At 47.7% G+C, this 18,272-nt stretch carries 20 protein-coding genes; 8 read left to right on the forward strand and 12 right to left on the reverse strand.

The window, feature by feature from the left end; all coding sequences use genetic code 11:
• Nucleotides 1–96: 96 nt before the first annotated feature.
• From sbcC to ACQ4M5_RS12120, 3 genes are all read left to right on the forward strand, one after another.
• Entirely contained in the window at nt 97–3,165 is a 3,069-nt protein-coding gene (sbcC, locus tag ACQ4M5_RS12110; RefSeq protein ID WP_430675871.1) for an exonuclease subunit SbcC, read from the forward strand.
• 199 nt (nt 3,166–3,364) lie between these two features.
• On the forward strand, nt 3,365–3,538 hold the full coding sequence (locus tag ACQ4M5_RS12115) for a 50S ribosomal protein L32 (protein WP_190375943.1): 174 nt from the start codon (nt 3,365–3,367) through the stop codon (nt 3,536–3,538).
• 91 nt (nt 3,539–3,629) lie between these two features.
• The gene (locus ACQ4M5_RS12120) at nt 3,630–4,229 is read left to right on the forward strand and encodes a sulfite oxidase-like oxidoreductase (protein ID WP_430675872.1); all 600 of its coding nucleotides are present in this window, start codon (nt 3,630–3,632) and stop codon (nt 4,227–4,229) included.
• 248 nt (nt 4,230–4,477) lie between these two features.
• On the opposite strand, the gene ACQ4M5_RS12125 is transcribed toward ACQ4M5_RS12120, so the two are convergent.
• The 5 genes from ACQ4M5_RS12125 to ACQ4M5_RS12145 form a co-directional block, all read right to left on the reverse strand.
• Complete coding sequence (locus ACQ4M5_RS12125; RefSeq protein WP_430675873.1) at nt 4,478–4,951, reverse strand: hypothetical protein; 474 nt, start codon at nt 4,949–4,951, stop codon at nt 4,478–4,480.
• Nucleotides 4,896–5,363, reverse strand: coding sequence for an NACHT domain-containing protein (locus ACQ4M5_RS12130; RefSeq protein ID WP_430675874.1), 468 nt, complete (start codon nt 5,361–5,363; stop codon nt 4,896–4,898). The genes ACQ4M5_RS12125 and ACQ4M5_RS12130 overlap by 56 nt, the downstream gene beginning before the upstream one ends.
• 74 nt (nt 5,364–5,437) lie before the next feature.
• A complete protein-coding gene (locus ACQ4M5_RS12135; RefSeq protein ID WP_430675875.1) occupies nt 5,438–7,855 on the reverse strand; it encodes an ATP-dependent Clp protease ATP-binding subunit in 2,418 nt (805 codons plus the stop codon).
• 61 nt (nt 7,856–7,916) lie between these two features.
• Entirely contained in the window at nt 7,917–8,279 is a 363-nt protein-coding gene (locus ACQ4M5_RS12140; protein WP_430675876.1) for a pentapeptide repeat-containing protein, read from the reverse strand.
• Nucleotides 8,280–8,414: 135 nt separating this feature from the next.
• Nucleotides 8,415–8,714 carry an RNA recognition motif domain-containing protein gene (locus tag ACQ4M5_RS12145; RefSeq protein WP_430675877.1) on the reverse strand — a complete coding sequence of 100 codons (300 nt, stop codon included), beginning with the start codon at nt 8,712–8,714 and terminating at the stop codon, nt 8,415–8,417.
• Nucleotides 8,715–9,011: 297 nt separating this feature from the next.
• On the opposite strand from ACQ4M5_RS12145, the gene ACQ4M5_RS12150 reads away from it, so the two are divergent.
• Nucleotides 9,012–9,212 carry a chlorophyll a/b-binding protein gene (locus ACQ4M5_RS12150; RefSeq protein WP_190375274.1) on the forward strand — a complete coding sequence of 67 codons (201 nt, stop codon included), beginning with the start codon at nt 9,012–9,014 and terminating at the stop codon, nt 9,210–9,212.
• 149 nt (nt 9,213–9,361) lie between these two features.
• Here the strand turns inward: ACQ4M5_RS12150 and ACQ4M5_RS12155 are convergent, their stop codons facing one another.
• Nucleotides 9,362–9,490, reverse strand: a complete 129-nt coding sequence (locus ACQ4M5_RS12155) for a hypothetical protein (protein WP_430675878.1) — start codon at nt 9,488–9,490, stop codon at nt 9,362–9,364.
• A gap of 168 nt (nt 9,491–9,658) precedes the next feature.
• On the opposite strand from ACQ4M5_RS12155, the gene ACQ4M5_RS12160 reads away from it, so the two are divergent.
• The 3 genes from ACQ4M5_RS12160 (at nt 9,659) to ACQ4M5_RS12170 (ending at nt 13,644) form a co-directional block, all read left to right on the forward strand.
• Nucleotides 9,659–11,080 (forward strand): hypothetical protein, encoded by a 1,422-nt coding sequence (locus ACQ4M5_RS12160; protein ID WP_430675879.1) that lies wholly within the window; start codon nt 9,659–9,661, stop codon nt 11,078–11,080.
• Nucleotides 11,081–11,282: 202 nt separating this feature from the next.
• The gene (locus tag ACQ4M5_RS12165) at nt 11,283–12,929 is read left to right on the forward strand and encodes an iron uptake porin (RefSeq protein WP_430675880.1); all 1,647 of its coding nucleotides are present in this window, start codon (nt 11,283–11,285) and stop codon (nt 12,927–12,929) included.
• A gap of 388 nt (nt 12,930–13,317) precedes the next feature.
• Nucleotides 13,318–13,644, forward strand: a complete 327-nt coding sequence (locus tag ACQ4M5_RS12170) for a hypothetical protein (RefSeq protein WP_430675881.1) — start codon at nt 13,318–13,320, stop codon at nt 13,642–13,644.
• Here ACQ4M5_RS12170 and ACQ4M5_RS12175 read toward each other — a convergent pair.
• The 5 genes from ACQ4M5_RS12175 to ACQ4M5_RS12195 form a co-directional block, all read right to left on the reverse strand.
• Complete coding sequence (locus tag ACQ4M5_RS12175; RefSeq protein ID WP_430675882.1) at nt 13,618–13,971, reverse strand: hypothetical protein; 354 nt, start codon at nt 13,969–13,971, stop codon at nt 13,618–13,620. The genes ACQ4M5_RS12170 and ACQ4M5_RS12175 overlap by 27 nt on opposite strands.
• A 58-nt stretch (nt 13,972–14,029) precedes the next feature.
• Nucleotides 14,030–14,800, reverse strand: a complete 771-nt coding sequence (locus ACQ4M5_RS12180; RefSeq protein ID WP_430675883.1) for a trypsin-like peptidase domain-containing protein — start codon at nt 14,798–14,800, stop codon at nt 14,030–14,032.
• A gap of 75 nt (nt 14,801–14,875) precedes the next feature.
• Nucleotides 14,876–16,057: a sensor histidine kinase gene (locus ACQ4M5_RS12185; RefSeq protein ID WP_430675884.1), complete on the reverse strand. Its 1,182-nt coding sequence runs from the start codon at nt 16,055–16,057 to the stop codon at nt 14,876–14,878.
• A gap of 5 nt (nt 16,058–16,062) precedes the next feature.
• Nucleotides 16,063–16,737 (reverse strand): two-component system response regulator RppA, encoded by a 675-nt coding sequence (gene rppA / locus ACQ4M5_RS12190; RefSeq protein ID WP_430675885.1) that lies wholly within the window; start codon nt 16,735–16,737, stop codon nt 16,063–16,065.
• A gap of 3 nt (nt 16,738–16,740) precedes the next feature.
• Complete coding sequence (locus ACQ4M5_RS12195) at nt 16,741–17,214, reverse strand: pentapeptide repeat-containing protein (protein ID WP_430675886.1); 474 nt, start codon at nt 17,212–17,214, stop codon at nt 16,741–16,743.
• Nucleotides 17,215–17,270: 56 nt separating this feature from the next.
• On the opposite strand from ACQ4M5_RS12195, the gene ACQ4M5_RS12200 reads away from it, so the two are divergent.
• The gene (locus ACQ4M5_RS12200) at nt 17,271–17,711 is read left to right on the forward strand and encodes a YraN family protein (RefSeq protein WP_430675887.1); all 441 of its coding nucleotides are present in this window, start codon (nt 17,271–17,273) and stop codon (nt 17,709–17,711) included.
• On the opposite strand, the gene ACQ4M5_RS12205 is transcribed toward ACQ4M5_RS12200, so the two are convergent.
• Nucleotides 17,708–18,097 (reverse strand): hypothetical protein, encoded by a 390-nt coding sequence (locus tag ACQ4M5_RS12205; RefSeq protein WP_430675888.1) that lies wholly within the window; start codon nt 18,095–18,097, stop codon nt 17,708–17,710. The two genes, ACQ4M5_RS12200 and ACQ4M5_RS12205, sit on opposite strands and share 4 nt — an antisense overlap.
• Nucleotides 18,098–18,272 lie beyond the last annotated feature (175 nt).

The raw sequence follows: 18,272 nt of genomic DNA on the forward strand, positions 1-18,272 counted from the left end.
TCTTTTTAGCAATTTTGCTCATCTTCCGATTACACTCAATATACGAGTGCTGGTGTACTTTCGTGCATCAGTACTGATCTTTTCGCAATTCTCGCGATGATCCCGCAACGACTCACACTGCGTAATTTTTTAAGTTACCGGGAAGCCATCCTCGACTTCCAGGGGCTTCATACTGCCTGTGTGTGCGGTTCCAATGGTGCGGGAAAATCATCGCTATTAGAAGCCATTTCTTGGGTGCTGTGGGGAGAAAGTCGCGCTACTTCTGAAGATGATGTCATTCACATGGGAGCAAAAGAGACCCAGGTAGAATTCATCTTTCAAATGCACCAGCAAACTTATCGAGTCCTGAGAACTCGTCAACGCGGGCAAGGAGTCTCACTCGAATTTCAAATCATGCAGGGGAGCAGTTTTCGATCGCTCACCGCAAAAGGCATTCGATCGACGCAACAACTCATCCTCACGCATCTCAAACTCGACTACGAAACCTTTATCAATTCTGCTTATCTGCGTCAAGGTCGAGCGGACGAATTCATGCTCAAACGTCCCGCCGATCGCAAACAAATTCTCGCTGATTTACTAAAACTCCATCAGTACGATGAACTGTCAGAGCAAGCCAAAGATAAATCGCGACAGTTCAAAGGACAAGTCGAACTCTTAGAACGGCAGCTAGATTCGATTCGAGAACAATTACACCAACGAGACGCGATCGCACAAGAACGGGCTGAACTCGAAACCGTTCTCGAACAGATGCAAGCCCAACAATCGGCAAATCATCATCAACTGCAACAGTTCCAAGCCGTTCAACATCAGCGGCAAACCTGGCAACAGCAACTTACCTGGCAACAACAACAACAGCGCAATCTAAACCAAGACTGTCAGCGATTACAAAAAGAGCGATCGCAAACCGACGGACAGCGACAAACTCTAGAATATCTCTTGCAGCAAGAAAGTAGAATTATCGCTGGCTTTCAACATTGGAAAGCGCTTCAGGCACAAGAGGAGCTTTTCTCTGCCAAGTTCCAATCGCATCAAGTCGCTCAATCTCAGCGGCAACAATTCGAGCAGCATTATTCAGAGAAGTTGCAACAGTTACAGAATCAGCTTCAAAAAGTTCAAGCACAAGAAATCACGCTGCAAGAACAATTACAAGAGGTGCAAAAATCCCTGAGTAAAGAAGCGGATGTAGAATCTGCGATCGAACAATTAACCTCAGCCCGACAAGAACTGCAAAAATTAGATCAGCTACAACTACAAGCTTCTCCACTTCTTCAACGCAAACAACAAATTCAGCAAAAGCTCGATCGTTCTTTCACTCGTCTGTCTGCCCGACTTGAAGAACTCCGCACCTCTGCACGTCAACTTCAAACCCAACAACAACGCCAACCAAGTTTAAAGAAAGCAGCCGTCGAGGTTGCTGTAAAAATTGACGAACTCGAAAAGCTTAGAGCATACCAAGATCAAGTTCGGGAGAAAGGTTTAGAGCGTCGAAGTTTCATGGAGCAGTTACAAGCTCATCAGCGGAACTATGAAGCTCAACTCGCTGAGATTGATCATAAGATTCGGATGCTGGAACAAGAACGAGCAGCAGCGATTACTGAAGGAGCTGAAGGAACGACGATCGTTCAAATCAAACAATTAGAATTTCCGCCTTGTCCTTTGTGCGATCGACCTTTAGACGAACATCACTGGCGCTTAGTCTTAGAAAAACAACAAGCCCAAAAAGAAGAGATTCTTTCTGAAATTTGGGTGATTCGCGAACAATTAACCACTTCAGAGCGCGAGATCCAAGTTCTGCGCGAAGAATACACCAAAATCGAACAGCGACTTGCTCAGTACGGAGATACCTTAGAGCGACGTGGACAGTTACAGGAACAATTACAAAACACTGCGGAAGTTCAAGAGCAATTAACTCAACTCAACACTGAAGCGCTCAAGCTCGAAGCACAACTAAAAACGAGAGCATTTGAGCCAGAACTACACGAAGAGTTAAACATTCTCGATCGCAGTTTGCAGCAATTAAACTACGACGAACGCGATCATGCGCTTGCTCGTGGAAGTGTCGATCGTTGGCGTTGGGCAGAAATTCGTCAAGCTGAAATCAAACAAGCCAAACGCCGACAAGCAAACATTCTGCATCGTCAGCCGACTTTGAAAACCCAGATCGAACAATTAGAGCAACACTGCGATCGTTTAAACGCCGATTTAGAGCGAGGATTGCAACAGTACGATCGACAAATTCAAGAGATCGGCTACAACTTAGAGCAACACAATGCAATCCGATCGGCACTCCGTCAAGCTCAACCCTGGCAACTCCGCTATCAAGAACTCCAACAAGCTCAACAGCAGTACCCTCAAGTTCAACATCGTTTACACGACCTAACACAAACTTTGCAAGCCCGATACAACGACTTACAAATAGTCACGCATCATTGTCAAGAACTGATCCAAGCCCTAGAAAAAACACCAGACCTAACTACCCATCTCCAAGCGCTAGAGCAACAAATTCAACAGCACCGCACAAAGCTCGATCAACACCTAGCAAAACTCGGAAGACTCCAACAGCAGCAGCAACAACAAGAACTGCTCAGTCAACAATTTGAGGAAATTAACTCTCAACTCAAAACCGCTCGTCAACAAAGCCGCGTTTATCAAGAACTCACTCAAGCCTTTGGTAAAAATGGCATTCAAGCCTTGATGATCGAGAACATTCTGCCGCAACTCGAAGCCACCACGAATCAAATTTTGTCCCGCCTCAGTGCCAATCAGCTTCACGTCCAATTCGTCACCCAACGCAATCGCAAATCCAAAACCGCGAAAGCAATGGAAACCTTAGACATCCTAATCGCCGATGCGTATGGCACTCGACCCTATGAAACTTATTCGGGCGGCGAAGCGTTCCGAGTCAATTTCGCAATCCGATTAGCATTAGCGCGACTACTCGCCCAACGATCGGGAACTGCGCTTCAAATGCTGATTGTCGATGAAGGCTTCGGCAACCAAGACCAAGAAGGATGCGATCGCTTAATTGCCGCGATCAATGCTATCTCATCCGAGTTCGCCTGCATTCTGATCATCACGCACATGCCGCATTTCCGAGAAGCCTTCCAAGCCCGCATCGAAATCGCCAAACACCAAAACGGCTCCGAATTAACCCTGTGTTTGTAGCGACAGTGCGTCTTTGGTGAGGAGTGGGAAGTGGGGAGTAAGGTGCTGAGGTGCGATTATAAGTCACGACTACAAGAGATGTCCTTTTTCTCCACTTCTCCCCACTCCCCACTCCCCACTCCCCGGTAGCGCAAATTTGTTGCAATCTGCCCAGACTCCTTTAGAATGGAAAAGCTGTTTAATCACGATCGCCAAAACTATGGCTGTTCCTAAGAAGAAAACCTCCAACGCCAAGCGCGACCAGCGGAAAGCCACCTGGAAACGCAAAGCCAATCTCCAAGCTCAACGCGCCTTATCGCTGGGCAAATCGATTCTCACCGGACGGGCAAAAGGATTCGTCTACCCAACCGAAGAAGAAGGCGAAGAAGAGTAATGAAAATGCGTGATTCCGTCGAATGAGAGAGTCACGCATTTTCTCTATGTGCTCCATACTTAAAAGTGAAGCCTTCATAGGAGTCACTAGAATGTTAGGCAAGTATTTCAAAAAGCCAGAACCAGAACACCAAGATCGCGTTCCTCCCGGTCAGAGACTCGCTACCGGATTCCCCGTCCTGACCTACGGACCCACTCCACAAGTCGATCGCGCTACTTGGCAATTCCGCGTCTGGGGACTCGCTCAGGAGAAGACCTTTTCCTGGGACGATTTCATGGCAATGCCCCAAAGCGAGTTTACTGCTGATTTTCACTGCGTCACTACTTGGTCAAAGCTGGATGTGCAGTGGATTGGGGTGAAAGTCACCGATTTTATGAACTATATCGAAGTTGATCCCAAAGCGGTTCATATCATGGAGCACTGCTATGGAGGATACACGACGAATATTGCGATCGATGATTTCGTCAAAGAAGAGAACTTTTTTGCTCACACTCTATTTGGTGAACCGCTCCCTCCGGATCATGGCGGTCCCCTGCGCTTAGTTGTTCCCCATCTCTATGCTTGGAAAAGCGCAAAATGGCTCAACGGCTTAGAGTTCCTGTCGAAAGAAGACTTAGGATTCTGGGAGCGCAATGGCTACCATCACCGGGGCGATCCTTGGCAAGAAGAGCGCTACAGCGGTAGATTTTAGAACAACAAAAAGCCCTCTTAGAGGGTGTTTGAGAAGTAATCTTGTATCGCATTCACGCGCCCGGAAATGAATTTCCGGGCTAATTGAGGGAAGCCCACTCAACTAGGCTAAGAACTCCGAATTACGCTCCCAGTCCGCTTCAGCGGAGTTTCCTCTATTAGCCCGGAAATAAATCCCCGGGCGGACTGGCAACGAAGTAAAGCCGCTTTTTATACTTCTCAAACACCCTCTAAGGTTCTCATACCAAATCAAAAAATACCTGCGTCAGATAAGGCATCTAAGATGAAGCTAAATCCTGTGACAGATGCAACGGTATCAGTTGTCAGGTCAGCAAGCAGCTTGTCTACCTTCGTTTGCAGTTGATCTAGGTTTTTGAATAAGCCCCAGCGCAAATCTTTCTTCAAGTGCTGCCACAATGGGTAAGCTTGGGAAAATTGGTCGAGGAATAGCTGATAGCAAGCGCTATCGACATGCGTGAATTGCAAAAAGAATTGCTCTCCAGTGGTGGGTTCGACTGCTCCATAGAGCCAAAAGGCTTTGAACTGCCATTGCCAAGTGCCCAACGGCTTGACTCCCAAACTCGTCATCAAGCGTCCTACTGTGGTTTTCAAGCCAAATCGGCTTTCATCTTGAGCAAAGTATCGCAGGCGCTGATACTGGGGCTTCTCAATCGCAGTGTACTGCTGGAGCAACATCAGAAAGTCGAGAGCAGATATAGTCAAAAAGGCTGAATGTCTTGCTATTCCTCGATTCTTCTGCAAAGTCTCTCATCATGATAAAGATTGGGACTTGATCAGCAGCAAACGCACCTCCATTACATTGAATTGCTAGATGTTGCAGAAAAGTAGTTTTGCCAACTCCCGGTCTTCCCAAAACTCTGAGCTTTGAATAAGTTTTGACTGCCTGCATTCCTGGGATTTTCTTTTGCTCAATAGCTCCCAATCCCACACGATCGAATTCAGTCGGTTTTAAGTTCTGTAGTTCAGCAATCTCAGTGAAAAAGCGCCAAATAGGTTGACGGGTCTTTAAGTTCACGTCTCCTGCCAGATTTTCCTGCGTCCAATCTTTGATCGCAAATGCGCGTTTAGCTTGTTGAATGCCAGTAGGTGATGCTTGAAGGGAGCGTTTGACCATAGATTAAAGGGGCTGTATTAAGTCCCAAAGCCTATCTTCCTAGAAATATTTAATGTTTGATTTTGTCCGATCAACTAAGTTGATTCAACTATTTCAATCTGTCCCTGCTCATCTAAATCGACTTTCACAAAGTCACCAGACTTAACCTGACCTGAGAGAATCTTCTCAGCGAAACAATCTTCGAGGAGGCGGGTGATGGCTCGTCGCAATGGACGCGCACCTTGCTCTGGATGATAGCCTGCTTCGACGAGACGATCTTTAACGCGATCGCTAACTTCCATTTTGATGCCTTGTTCTAGCAGTCGATCGGAAAATTCGTGCAGCAAGAGATCGGCAATTTGTTTGATTTCATCGTGTGTCAGTTGTCGGAACACAATAATGTCATCTAAACGATTCAAGAATTCCGGGCGAAAGTACTGCTTCAGTTCTTCATTTACTAACGTCACAGTGCGTCGATAAGATGTCTCCGATACAGTGTCAGAGAATTCAAAACCAAGTCCGCCGCCGCCTTTCTGAATTACCTTAGAGCCAACATTCGAGGTCATGACTAGCAACGTATTCTTGAAGTTCACGACTCGCCCTTTTGCATCCGTTAGGCGACCATCTTCTAGAATTTGCAACAGTAAATTAAACACGTCAGGATGCGCTTTTTCGATCTCGTCAAATAACACAACCGTGTAAGGCTTGCGTCGAACTGCTTCTGTTAACTGTCCACCTTCGCCATAGCCCACATATCCAGGTGGAGAACCAATCAGCTTAGAAACAGTATGACGCTCCATAAACTCAGACATATCCAATCGAATCATTGCTGATTCCGAGCCAAAAAAGCAGGCGGCTAGTGCTTTAACTAATTCAGTTTTGCCAACTCCCGTCGGACCTGAAAAAATAAACGATGCGATCGGGCGATTCGGATTGCTCAATCCCACTCTTGCCCGTCGAGTAGCGCGTGCGATCGCATTCACAGCTTCCTCTTGTCCAATCAGTCGTTGATGCAACACTGCTTCCATCTGCATCAACTGTTCTGACTCTGCTTCAGTCACTTTGTTTACCGGAACACCCGTCCAAGCTGAGACGATGTGAGCAATATCGACTTCATTCACTACCACTGAAGCGCCAAATGCTGGAGTCTCGGTCTGAAGCTCTGATTGAAATGTTAGTTCACTCGATCGTATTTCGCTGGCGCGTTTGAAGTCCTGTTGTGCGATCGCGCTTGCTTTCGTGAGCAAAATCTGTTTGAATCTTGCACTCAAACTCTTATCGAGTGTGAATTGTTTGGCGTGAAGAATTCGAGCGCGAGATCCAGCTTCATCGATTAGATCGATCGCTTTATCTGGGAGCAATCGATCGGAGATATATCGATCGGCAAGTTTCGCCGCTGCTTCTAGTGCTAGATCCGAAATCTCGAGCCGATGGTGCTGCTCATATCGACTGCGTAACCCTTGCAAAATTAGAATTGTCTCTTCAACACTGGGTTCATCAATCATCACAGGCTGAAATCGCCGTTCAAGTGCCGCATCTTGCTCAAAATACTGACGATATTCATCCAGTGTCGTCGCTCCGATACAGCGGAGGTCGCCTCGCGCTAGAGCAGGTTTCAGAATATTCGCAGCATCGAGCGATCCTTGAGTAGAACCTGCCCCTAGCAAAGTATGAACTTCATCGATCACTAAAATGATGTTTCCCGATGAGCGAACTTCCTGCATGATGGTTTTGAGGCGTTCCTCAAACTCACCTCGATACTTTGTTCCCGCTAACAATGTCCCGATATTTAATGTGAGAATTTGCTGATCTTGGAGCGATTCGGGCACATCTCGATCGACAATCCGCTGCGCTAGTCCCTCTGCTAAAGCAGTTTTTCCAACACCCGGTTCACCAATCAAAATCGGATTGTTCTTGGTGCGGCGACCTAGAATCTGAATCATCCGCTCCACTTCCTGCTGACGACCCACCACTGGATCAAGCTTTCCCAATGCCGCTAGTTCCGTCAGATTCGCACCGCACTCATTCAAAATCGGTGTATTTTTACGACCGGAACTATTGCCTTTTAGGATTGGCTTCGCTTCAGCGATCGCTTGCAGCACCTCAGTCCGAACTTCAACCCGCTCCACACCTAACCGCTCTAAAATTTGAGTGGCTAATCCCGCCTCATCTTGCACGATCGCAAGCAACAAATGCTCTGGTTCTACCCGGCTCTGCCCTAGCCGCTCTGCTTCCTGTAAAGACTGTTCTAAGACACGCCGACTCCGGGGAGTAAAGGGTGTCTCAGTCCGAGACAATCCGGTTCCTCGACCAATAACTGCCTGCACCTGCTCTTGTGCTTCTTCCAAAGTTACGTCTAGATCAGCTAACACTTGTGCAGCGATGCTGGGTCGAGTCGCAATTAAACCTAGTAGAAGCTGTTCTGTCCCCACATAGTTATGTCCCATGCGACGAGCTTCAACTTGCGCCGCATTCACAACTTTGATGGTTCTCTCTGTAAATTTATCGAACACAGGATTGAGTCCCTTGGGTAATGCAGGTTGCTAAGAATATTCTTTTGTAAACCGTCGGTTTTCAGATCTGTGGCACTTTAAGAGGATTTGAGGGCGTACTAGGGTTAGTTCCGTTAGGTAGGATTGCTCCCTTGAGGTGAGTTTGGCTCAGATTGGCTTCACCCAAGCTTGTGTCGCTCAAGTTAGCCTCCGTGAGGTTTGCTCTTGTGAAGTTCGTTTCGGTTAACGTTGCTCCAGTCAAAATTGCACCTGTAAGATTGGCATGACTTAAGTTAGTCTTAGTCAGATTTGCCCTTGTCAAATTCGCACCACTGAGGTTGATACCCGCAAGATTTACATTTCTGAAATTGACTGCAATTAAATTCAGATTTCGGAAGTCTCTTTGTCCTACAGCATATCGGCTCAGAATTTCTTTGGTATTCATTTGTTTCTCCAGGCTAAGTAAAGAACAAGGATCGCTGAGTTGAACGGTAGAGTCAGCGATCGCGAATAAGCTAGACTCCACCGACCTCTCGCCTACAAGCCTTTAAAGTTGTACTAAAGACTCGCCAAACCCAAACTAGCGGCGAGAAGATCCGCCCTTGCGATCCCAACTTCCACCCGAAGAACCTTTCTCTTCACGCGGCTTCGCCTTATTGACGTTCAAATCGCGTCCCATCCACTCTGCACCATTGAGCGCTCCGATCGCAGCTTCCTCTTCTGCCTCAGTCTCCATTTCGACAAACGCAAAGCCCCGAACCCGTCCAGTCTCTCGATCGGTCGGTAATTGAACTCGCTTGACCGTTCCATACTCAGCAAACATTTCGCTGAGATTGTCCTGCATCACATCGTAAGAGAGATTGCCAACATAGATTGACATTAAAAATGGCTCCAGAATCACAGTGGTGTAGAGATTTAGGTTCGGAGCAACACTTAAGACAAATAAGGAATTACACAGCCGAAAATATCGCTTCAGCCTTCAAGCTAACACAGCTTTGACAAGTTCAACGACTGCTTAGAGCAATAGAGAAATTAGCTCTTTACTCAATTGTCGTTTAGATAACATTGTTGCGATCGCAACTTCAAGCACAATCTTTAGAAATACGTCTAAAGGTACAGATCCAATCAGAATGCTGACTGTATGATGACGAGTAGAAGTTTATTAAGAAGTGTAACAATGCAATCGAACAAAGCGACTAACTTACCCCCTGTTGCAACTGAATACAATGGTGTCGATCGCAATGCTTTTCTTTTCGGCTTCAATCCCCAAGCAGAACTTTGGAACGGACGCTTGGCAATGATTGGATTTACTGCTTATTTATTGTGGGATTTAGCAGGCTTTAGTGTTCTGCGAAACGTTCTGCACTTGATTAAGTAGCTCCAAAACGATTGCTCGTAGAGATAAAACCGTTGTCTCAGGTGTAGGTTATTTCACTACTCTTGAGACAACGGACAACTTTTCTGAACATACTCTGACTGGTAAAACCTACACAACGTGAGTTCGGGATAAGGCGAGGCGCTTGGCGGTTAGAAACCGCAGCTATACAGACAAAGTGCGCCGCCGCGCACTAACCGCCAGCTTCGGCAATGAGTCCGCGACAGGCGGACTTCGTTTGTATAGCCGCGAATTCCATTCGCCACGGCGGTTGAACGCAATTTCTTATCCCGAACTCAGGTTACACAAGCAGCATTGACTGGATGGACAGTAGAGATTGATGGTGCTCGTTAAAGGTTTTAGCCGATTTGGGCAAAGAGGTATTCTTCACAATCATCCATACGGGGAAATTAGCTCGAAAACTGCAAGACGCATATACCATTCAAAGAATGGGCAGTTTTTCAAGTTGGATTATGAAGTTGCGGATGCCGAAACAGGGTAGAGTTCCTTGGGGATCGATCGGGATTTTTGTCGCGATCGCGAGTGCAGCAGGATTGGTTGCATCGAGCGCTTGGCTGAGTACCCAGTTCATCATCGATCCGCGATCGATTGTTTGGCTAAATCAATACCTTCCAAAACAGGCAAGAATTCCAGTCAGTGCTTGGGACGACCCAAAAACGCTCAAAGAAATTCAATCGGATTTGCGAAGAGCAGGATTGTTTGCAGGGGAACCGATTCGCGTTGAAACCCCGATTAAAGGCAAAAAACCTCAAACCGATTTACTGATTCCGGTGTTTCAATCGGCACAAGAGGGAGGAGACGATCGCTTAAAGGAACTACGGGCGTATCGATTGGTGCTGAACCCGACACCGCACAAGAAGGAAGCTCTACAGTTTGTGAATCAGATCGAGATTTTGGAACTGAGAGAAGATTTTGTCACAGAACCTCTGGTGAGATCGCGGGTGATTAATCCCAGTTCGGATCGTCCTGTGCCTTTTACAATGGTGCAGCGATTTGAAGACCGTGCGCCTCGGAATGGCGCTTGGCTGACGATGAATGGCAAATTGCAACAAGGGGATTCGTCGATCGCTTACGGGCAGGTGGTGTATTACAACCCGATTACTACTGCGATGAGCGTGATGCTGTCTTGGACGAGTCCAGAGGGGGAACTTCCGAGTTGGCAAGCGGTTCCGAAGGGTCGTCCGGCTGAATTTGTGGTGAATCAAACCGTCGGATTAGAGCCAGATTTTCAGGTGTATCAACTGCGATCGGTGAAACGCAAGAATGTTCCATTTCAACTGCAACCGATTTCGCTGAGTGAAAGTGGACTGAAGCAGGAGAATGGCGCGTTTGTGGATGCGTTATTTTTGGCGCGGAGTGGTCTTTGGTCAACGGCTTTGGAATATATGCAGTCGGTGAAGCGTCAAGTGGGTTTGGATTGGACGCAGAATGCTCAAGCACAGATGGATTTGGTGGCGCGTCATGCCAAGGTGACGAAGGCGCAGGCAGAACAGCCTTGGGCGAATGTGGGACAGCAAGTCTTGGCAAATTTATTAGATGGACGCTGGGAACGGGCAGCGCAGTTAGTACAGAATTCGACGAGCGATCGCACAGAGATTTTAGACGTGCTCAAATTTGATCCGGGTCGGGTACAGAGGCGGATTAATGCTGCATTGAATTTTGATCCGACACGATCGGAGGTGCAACTTTGGGCGGCGTTACGATTGGCGGCGCAGCAAGGGAAACCGAGCGCGATCGCATGGTTATCGAAACAGCCGTCAGATTCGGGTGTCCGTCGTGCCCAAACGGTGAAGTTGTTGAACGAGTTGGATTTGATGACGCTGGGAACGGTTACACCCGCAAAGAATTAATGCGACTCATTCTCAAAAGGGCTAACAGCACGGTTTTACAGCTTGTCGTTTTAATGTTTCTGATTTCTCAATAGAACGAAGAAAAGATTAAGGTGACCCGAACTTATCGCGATTTATTTGACAATAAGACCTATTATCATAGTGACTTTGCATCGAGATGGCTCGATCGCAACTCTATCGACTGGTGTAAGGAAAATTGGTCATGACAAAATTTTTGATTCATTCCCTAGTTTTGGCGGCGGGTTTAGGGGTTGCGGCAAGTGCCTCCGCCTCTGAAATTCCAAATGTTGCAGATCTGAGCAAGTCAGAACCTTTATCTCAAGTCACTTCTGTTTCCCAGCTTTCTGATGTTCGTCCAACGGATTGGGCATTTCAAGCTCTGCAATCGTTAGTCGAGCGTTATGGCTGTATTGCGGGATATCCCGATCGAACTTATCGCGGAAATCGAGCATTAACGCGGTTTGAGTTTGCAGCAGGATTGAATGCCTGTCTCGATCGAGTCAATGAACTCATCGCTGCTTCGACCGCTGATCTGGTGAAAAAAGAAGACCTCGCCACGTTGCAAAAACTTCAAGAACAATTCGCGGCAGAACTGGCAACGATTCGGGGTCGAGTGGATGCTTTAGAAGCGAGAACGACGACGCTGGAGAGACAGCAGTTTTCAACCACGACGAAGCTGAATGCAGAAATTGTGCTTGGAGTCGCTGGAGTTGCCGCAGGTCGAGACTTTATTCGACGGGAATTTGTGCCGGGAGTCGGAAGTACCGAAGTTGTCGATCGCGTTTCTCGCAATACGATCGTTGGAAATCGAGTCCGCTTAAACTTCGATACCAGCTTCACCGGACGCGACAATTTGAGAACTCGGTTACAAGCAGCGAATTTCTCTGGACTGCCGACCAATCTCAACGGCGATCAATTGACCAGTGAAGGAACGCTACGATTTGCAGGCGGTGATGCGAATGATATCGGGCTGGATGCGCTGAACTATACTTTCCCGATCGGCGAAAATACGACCGTTGTACTCGAAGCGAATGCGGGTGCGATCGATGACTTTACCGATACGCTGAATCCCTTTTTAGATGGGGATGGTGGCTCTGGCGCACTGTCGCACTTTGGAACCCGCAACTCGATTTACTACCTTGGAAATGGAACCAGTGGAACAGGATTAGGAGTACGCCACAAGTTTGGGGAAGCACTGGAATTGAGCTTGGGCTATCTGGCAGGCGATCCCGCTTCTCCCGCAGCAGGGAATGGAATCTTCAACGGGTCTTATGGTGCATTGGCGCAACTCACGTTCCGTCCGAGTGAGCGGCTTGGGATTGGTTTAACGTATATCAATGCCTACAACGTCGATTTTTCTGGAAATGGTGCAGTTGGAAGTAATCGTGCGAATTTCCGATCGCTGGCTGAAACCGGATTTTTAGCCGACAACGTACCGACGATCGCGAATGCCTATGGTGTTTCTGCAACGTTTCAAATTGCGCCCCAACTGGTTCTGAATGGCTCGGTTGGATATACAAATGCTCGATCGGTACAGCCTGGAGCACGAGGAACGCTCGACATCTGGAACTGGGCAGTCGGTTTAGCGGTTCCTGACTTCCTCAAGAAAGGTAGCGTTGCGGGGGTGATTGTTGGGATGGAGCCGAAAGTTGCGGGAGCGAGAGGCACATTCGGATCGGCAGTGGGACGCGATCGTAGTACTTCACTGCATGTTGAAGGCTTCTATCAGTATCAACTGAATGACAACATTGCGATCACGCCTGGAATTATTTGGTTGACGGCTCCGAATCATGACGATCGTAATGATGATGTGGTGATTGGGACGATTAGAACTACGTTTACTTTCTGAGGAATTAGCAGAAGTTCTACATGAATCGAAGATGCCCGCTGAATAGAATTCGGGGCAGACAGAGCGTACCTCTCTTGAGGGTGTTTGAAAAGTATAAAAAGCGGCTTTGCTGCGTTGCCAGTCCGCCCGGAAATGAATCTCCGGGCTAATGGAAGAAACCCCGCTGAAGCGGGCTGGGAGCGTAATGCGGAGTTCTTAGCCCAGTTTAGTGGGCTTCCCCGATTAGCCCGGAGATTCATTTCCGGGCGGGTGAATGCGATCAACGATTACTTCTCAAACACCCTCTTATACCAGGGTGAAAAATGTCTGCTACGAATGCCTTGGCGAATTCCATTCGCCAGGCTTATTAAATCTACAACGGTGGACTTCGTTTGCATAAATACTGGGTTTGTTGAAGCGATCGCTGAGTTTACTTCACGAAACACTGGGTTTGTTAAAGCGATCGCTGGGTTTACTTCACGAAACACTGGGTTTGTTAAAGCGATCGCTGAGTTTGCTTCATAAAACACTGGGTTTGTTGAAGCGATCGCTGTATTTACTTCATAAAACACTGGGTTTGTTGAAGCGATCGCTGGGTTTACTTCATAAAACACTGGGTTTGTTGAAGCGATCGCTGTATCTAATACAATCCCGCCTAGAAATTACTCTAGACGGGACAGCAAGCGTACAAGTTCTTAACCTAGATGGACTACGACTCGCTCTCAGCCTCAGATGACTCTGTTTCAGCGGGCGCTTCAGGTTCGGGCAACGCCGCAGAGGGTTTTGGCGGTCTGGGTCCTCGCATCAATGCGGGATTGACTGGAGGCGCATCAACTTTCTCTGATTTTTTGCCACCGCGATCGTTCTTCTTCCCACGCTTTTCGTTGGATCTTTCGCTCGATCTCGGAGCATCGCCTTTCTTCACAGGACGAGGCGAAGTAGACTTCATTCCATCTGGAAGAGCGGCACCCTCAGAAGTTGAAGGCTGATCGGAAGATGTTGCAGTTGGGTCTGCTGCGCTGATTTCTTGGCGCTCAGACTTTTTAATAGGACGCTCTACCACGGTGAATCCTTGTAAATAACGTCCATATTTTAGCGTGTGACCGGGCTTCTCAAGTGCTTTAAACGCCCGCTTGAGCCGTTAACCGATTCGCGATTTGTGTGGCTTGGTTGATCGGAATTGCAAATCCGATTCCTTGTGCGCCTCGAATGATGGCGGTGTTGATGCCAATTACTTCTCCGCGTTGGTTGAGTAAGGGACCGCCAGAGTTTCCAGGGTTAATCGCAGCGTCGGTTTGAACAAACGGTTGTGAGCCTCTTAAGCCGAATGCTCTTGCCGATCGCGCTGTGCCGCTAACGATTCCAACCGTGACCGTGTTATCGAGTCCGAGCGGGTTGCCAATGGCGATCGCCCATTCTCCCGGTCGCAGTTGATCTGAGTTTCCCAGTGTAACAGCGGGTAAATTGTTCGCCTCGATTTTCACAACCGCGACATCATTTTGGCGATCGGCTCCCAAAACTCGTCCGGTGTATTCTCGACCGTCTTTGAGGGTGACGCTAACGCGACTGGCTCCAGAAACCACGTGAGCATTCGTGACGATCAGACCGTTCGATCGCAGAATGAATCCTGATCCGGTTCCTTGCTGAACTTGTCCGCCTCTCGAAGTCACACGTTCACGAGTGGCATTGATTCGGACAACGGAAGGACCTGTCCGATCGACCGCTGCTGAGACAAAGTTCTCATCATTGATTGATCGATTTGAAACTTGTGCGATCGCAGGTGGTTGGAATTGAGTTGAGGGAATTTGCGTTCCGACTAAAGCACTGACAGCCCCGATCGACACCAGAGAGAGAGAAGCTAACGAAGATTTTAAGAAGCGATTAGAAGCCATTTCTAGGGTTCCAGGAATGTGTGAGGAGTTTTCTGAGCTATCCCCAGTGTGGAAAAAGAAAATGACAACAAAATGTCATGCCTTACTTCGTGCGGCTTTCAGGGGCAATTCAATTTGGAAGGTTGAACCTGTCCCAGGCTGACTCGTGACTGTCACCTGTCCTTGATGTGCTTGGACAATTTGCTGCACGATCGCTAAACCTAATCCGAATCCGCCTGTTTGTTTCGATCGTGCCGTGTCTACTCGGTAAAACCGCTCAAAGATATGTGGCAAGTCTTCGGGAGGAATGCCAATGCCAGTATCAATCACTCGAATAATTGCAGTTTGCTTGCTAATCAATTCAAGACGGACTGTTCCAGCATTTGGAGTGTACTTAAACGCATTGCTAAGTAGATTAAAAACGGCTTGTCGAATCAGTTCAGGATCAGCTTCGATTGGGACTGGATGATCAGGAAGTGACAGTGTAAAAGCGCGATCGTCTGGATAGTCCAAACCTCGAATTAACTGCACTAAATCGACTGTCTGAAACCGAGTGCGATCGAGTTCTTCGCGAGCTAACCAAAGCAAATTTGTCACCAACGCACTCATCGATTTTGCAATCTCTACAATGCGTTCTAATCGATCGTGCTGTTCTTGCTGATCTTCGGGTGGCATCAATCCCACTTGAGCATTGCTTAATACGGCGGCAATCGGCGCACGAAGTTCATGAGACGCATCGGCTGTAAACCTTTGAAGTTGAGCATAAGCGCGTCTTGAAGGCTGCATCGCAATTCCACCCAAAATCCAGCCTGTAACGCCGATTAATGCGATCGTAACGGGCACTCCGATTAACAGCACGAATCGCACTTGCTCTAAGCTCTGTTGCAACGGATTTAGAGGTGCTGCAACTTGGAGATATCCAATGGTTTGATTTTGTCTCTGAATCGGCAACGTTAGCTGTCTTAGGTTCTCGATCGTTTCAAACCCGATCGTTCCGGCTAGATAATTCGATCCGGCTGAACCGATATATTTGATGCGTTGTCGATCGACGCGATACCAGCGAGCATAAGTTAAATCGATCGGCATCGTTGGCATCACTCCAGGAATGGCAGGTTGAACCCCGATGAGAAGCCGACTGCGCCTGTACAGTAGATCATCAAAATTTTTCAGTTGAGTCTGCACAATGAAGCCGTAACCGACTCCTGCAAAAGTGAGCAGAATTCCGCCCATCGAAGCCGCGAACCAATACGCTAAATTTCGCCGACTTCGATCGAACACCTTTCCTACTCCAGCGCATTCAAGCGATACCCAATCCCATACACTGTTTCGAGCCAGTCTTTGGCACTGACAGTTTCTAATCTCTGACGCAATCTGCGAACTAAAGTCGTCACAGCATTACTTTCGGGTTCACTACCCCAACCCCACAACGCTTGTTCGATCTGGTCATGAGACAGCACTTGGCGCGGGTGACGCATGAGAAATTCCATCAGTTGAAATTCTCGTCCAGAGAGTTGAACCGTCGCTTGATTTCGCTCGATCGTTAAATTCGTCAGATGTAACTGTAAGCTCCCTAACTGTAACGTCTCACCTTGCCATAAAGGTGAGCGTCGTCCTAAAGCTCTGACTCGTGCCAGGAGTTCAATAATATCGATCGGCTTAACCAAATAATCATCCGCACCCGCATCGAGTCCGGTGACTTTATCGACGGTCGTATCTTTTGCCGTCAACATCAAGACTGGAGCCGTTTTTCCTGCTTGCCGATATCTTTGACAGACTACCACTCCGCTGAGTTTCGGCAACATCCAATCGAGAATCAGCAAATCATACGCTTTCGTGGTTGTTAACCAAAGTGCCGTATCTCCATCTTCAACCACATCGACCACGTGACCCGCTTTGGTCAATGCAGTTTGAAGCGGTTCAGACTGGGCTGGATCGTCCTCAGCAAGCAGGATCAGCATAGTTTAATCGCAGTACAGCGTTTCACGGGTCTCGCGTCCGGTCGTTGGATTTGTTCCTTTTGCCACATTACAGAGCATTTTTTGAACATCCGGGCGAAGTTCCACATCGGTAAAATCTGCACCCTCGATCGTGGCTCCTTCAAATTTCGCATTCGCCGCAAATGCCCCTTCTAGATTGGCATTCTTCAGGTTTGCACGAGTCAACCGCGCCGCATCCAGCGTACTGTTCGTCAAATCCGCCCCTTCTAAATTCGCGCTTTCCAAATTGGTCGCAAAAAATCGCACCCCTTTAAGATTGGCGTGACTCAAATTACTGTCGCGCATATTCGCTTTGGTGAACTCTGAGTCGGTGAGATCCTGACCGGAGAAATCTCGACCAATCAGCGATTCTCGGTTGTAATCTAAAGCCAAAACAGGCGAGGCGAACATCATCCAAGACGCGAACAAAATAAGGACTGAGCAAACGAAGCCTTTCATAAAACTCATCCGAACAATCGGGGAACGTTGTAAGAGAACTGTTTTAAATCGTACCTGTGGATCTGCCGAATTCGACATCTGATCTCGGAACATTGGGTGAAACCTTTGTCGCAGACTGGCTACAAGCTCAAGGCGCGATCGTACTTGCTCGCCAGTGGAGTTGTCGATCGGGAGAACTCGATCTCGTTGTGAAAACCGCCGATTCAACGATCGTATTCGTTGAAGTTAAAACTCGCAGTCGTGGCAATTGGGACAATGATGGCGCTTTGGCGATTACGCCCACGAAACAGAGAAAATTAGTAATCGCCGCTCAGTTATTTCTCCAAAAACATCCTGAACTTGCAGGATTTCCTTGTCGATTCGATGTTGCCCTTGTTCGCTATACAAAAATTTGCTACACAGAAAAAAGGGGAAACCCGCCCACTCTGGCGACTTCCCCCCACCTCACCAAAAATCAGTTCTCACTCCAAAACTACATTGACAATGCTTTCTGTTAAGCCAGCGTTTCGGGACAGTATCCCAAACCCTGAACAAACTGCTTACGGAACTCCTCGATCTCTTCTCGATCGGGACTACCATGAGAAACAACTGCCACTTGATAGCGCTGCATCACCTCGATCGGAGACTGTCCTGTTTCCAATCCCCACAGCACCATCTGAATCCGAATATTCGGACAGAACGGAATGCCCAACTCATTGAGAAACGCCTTGAAATCCCCTTCCGTGTGGGCATCCACCGGACGAGACAATTTCACACGCACAATCCAACCATCGATTTGATGAATGACAGTCACGAAGCTGAGCGGGAGTTGCTTCGATTGGTGCAAGTGTTCCACAATTCTCAGGGTTAGACTGGCATTCGCAAGGCAGTAGAGATATTCCATAGAACACAGACCCAGCAAATGCTACTTTCTTTCATCTACTATTGTGGAACAGGAAATCACCTTTCAATAGGGGAAAAGCCCCCGATATTGGTTAGGGAATCTCACCCAATTTAAAAATTATTTAATTATATCGATCGAAATTATCCGAAAATACTAACCACTCACCTGTAACGAC

Origin of the sequence: Leptolyngbya sp. AN10, assembly GCF_050565645.1 — a bacterium.
Classification (GTDB): domain Bacteria; phylum Cyanobacteriota; class Cyanobacteriia; order Leptolyngbyales; family Leptolyngbyaceae; genus Leptolyngbya.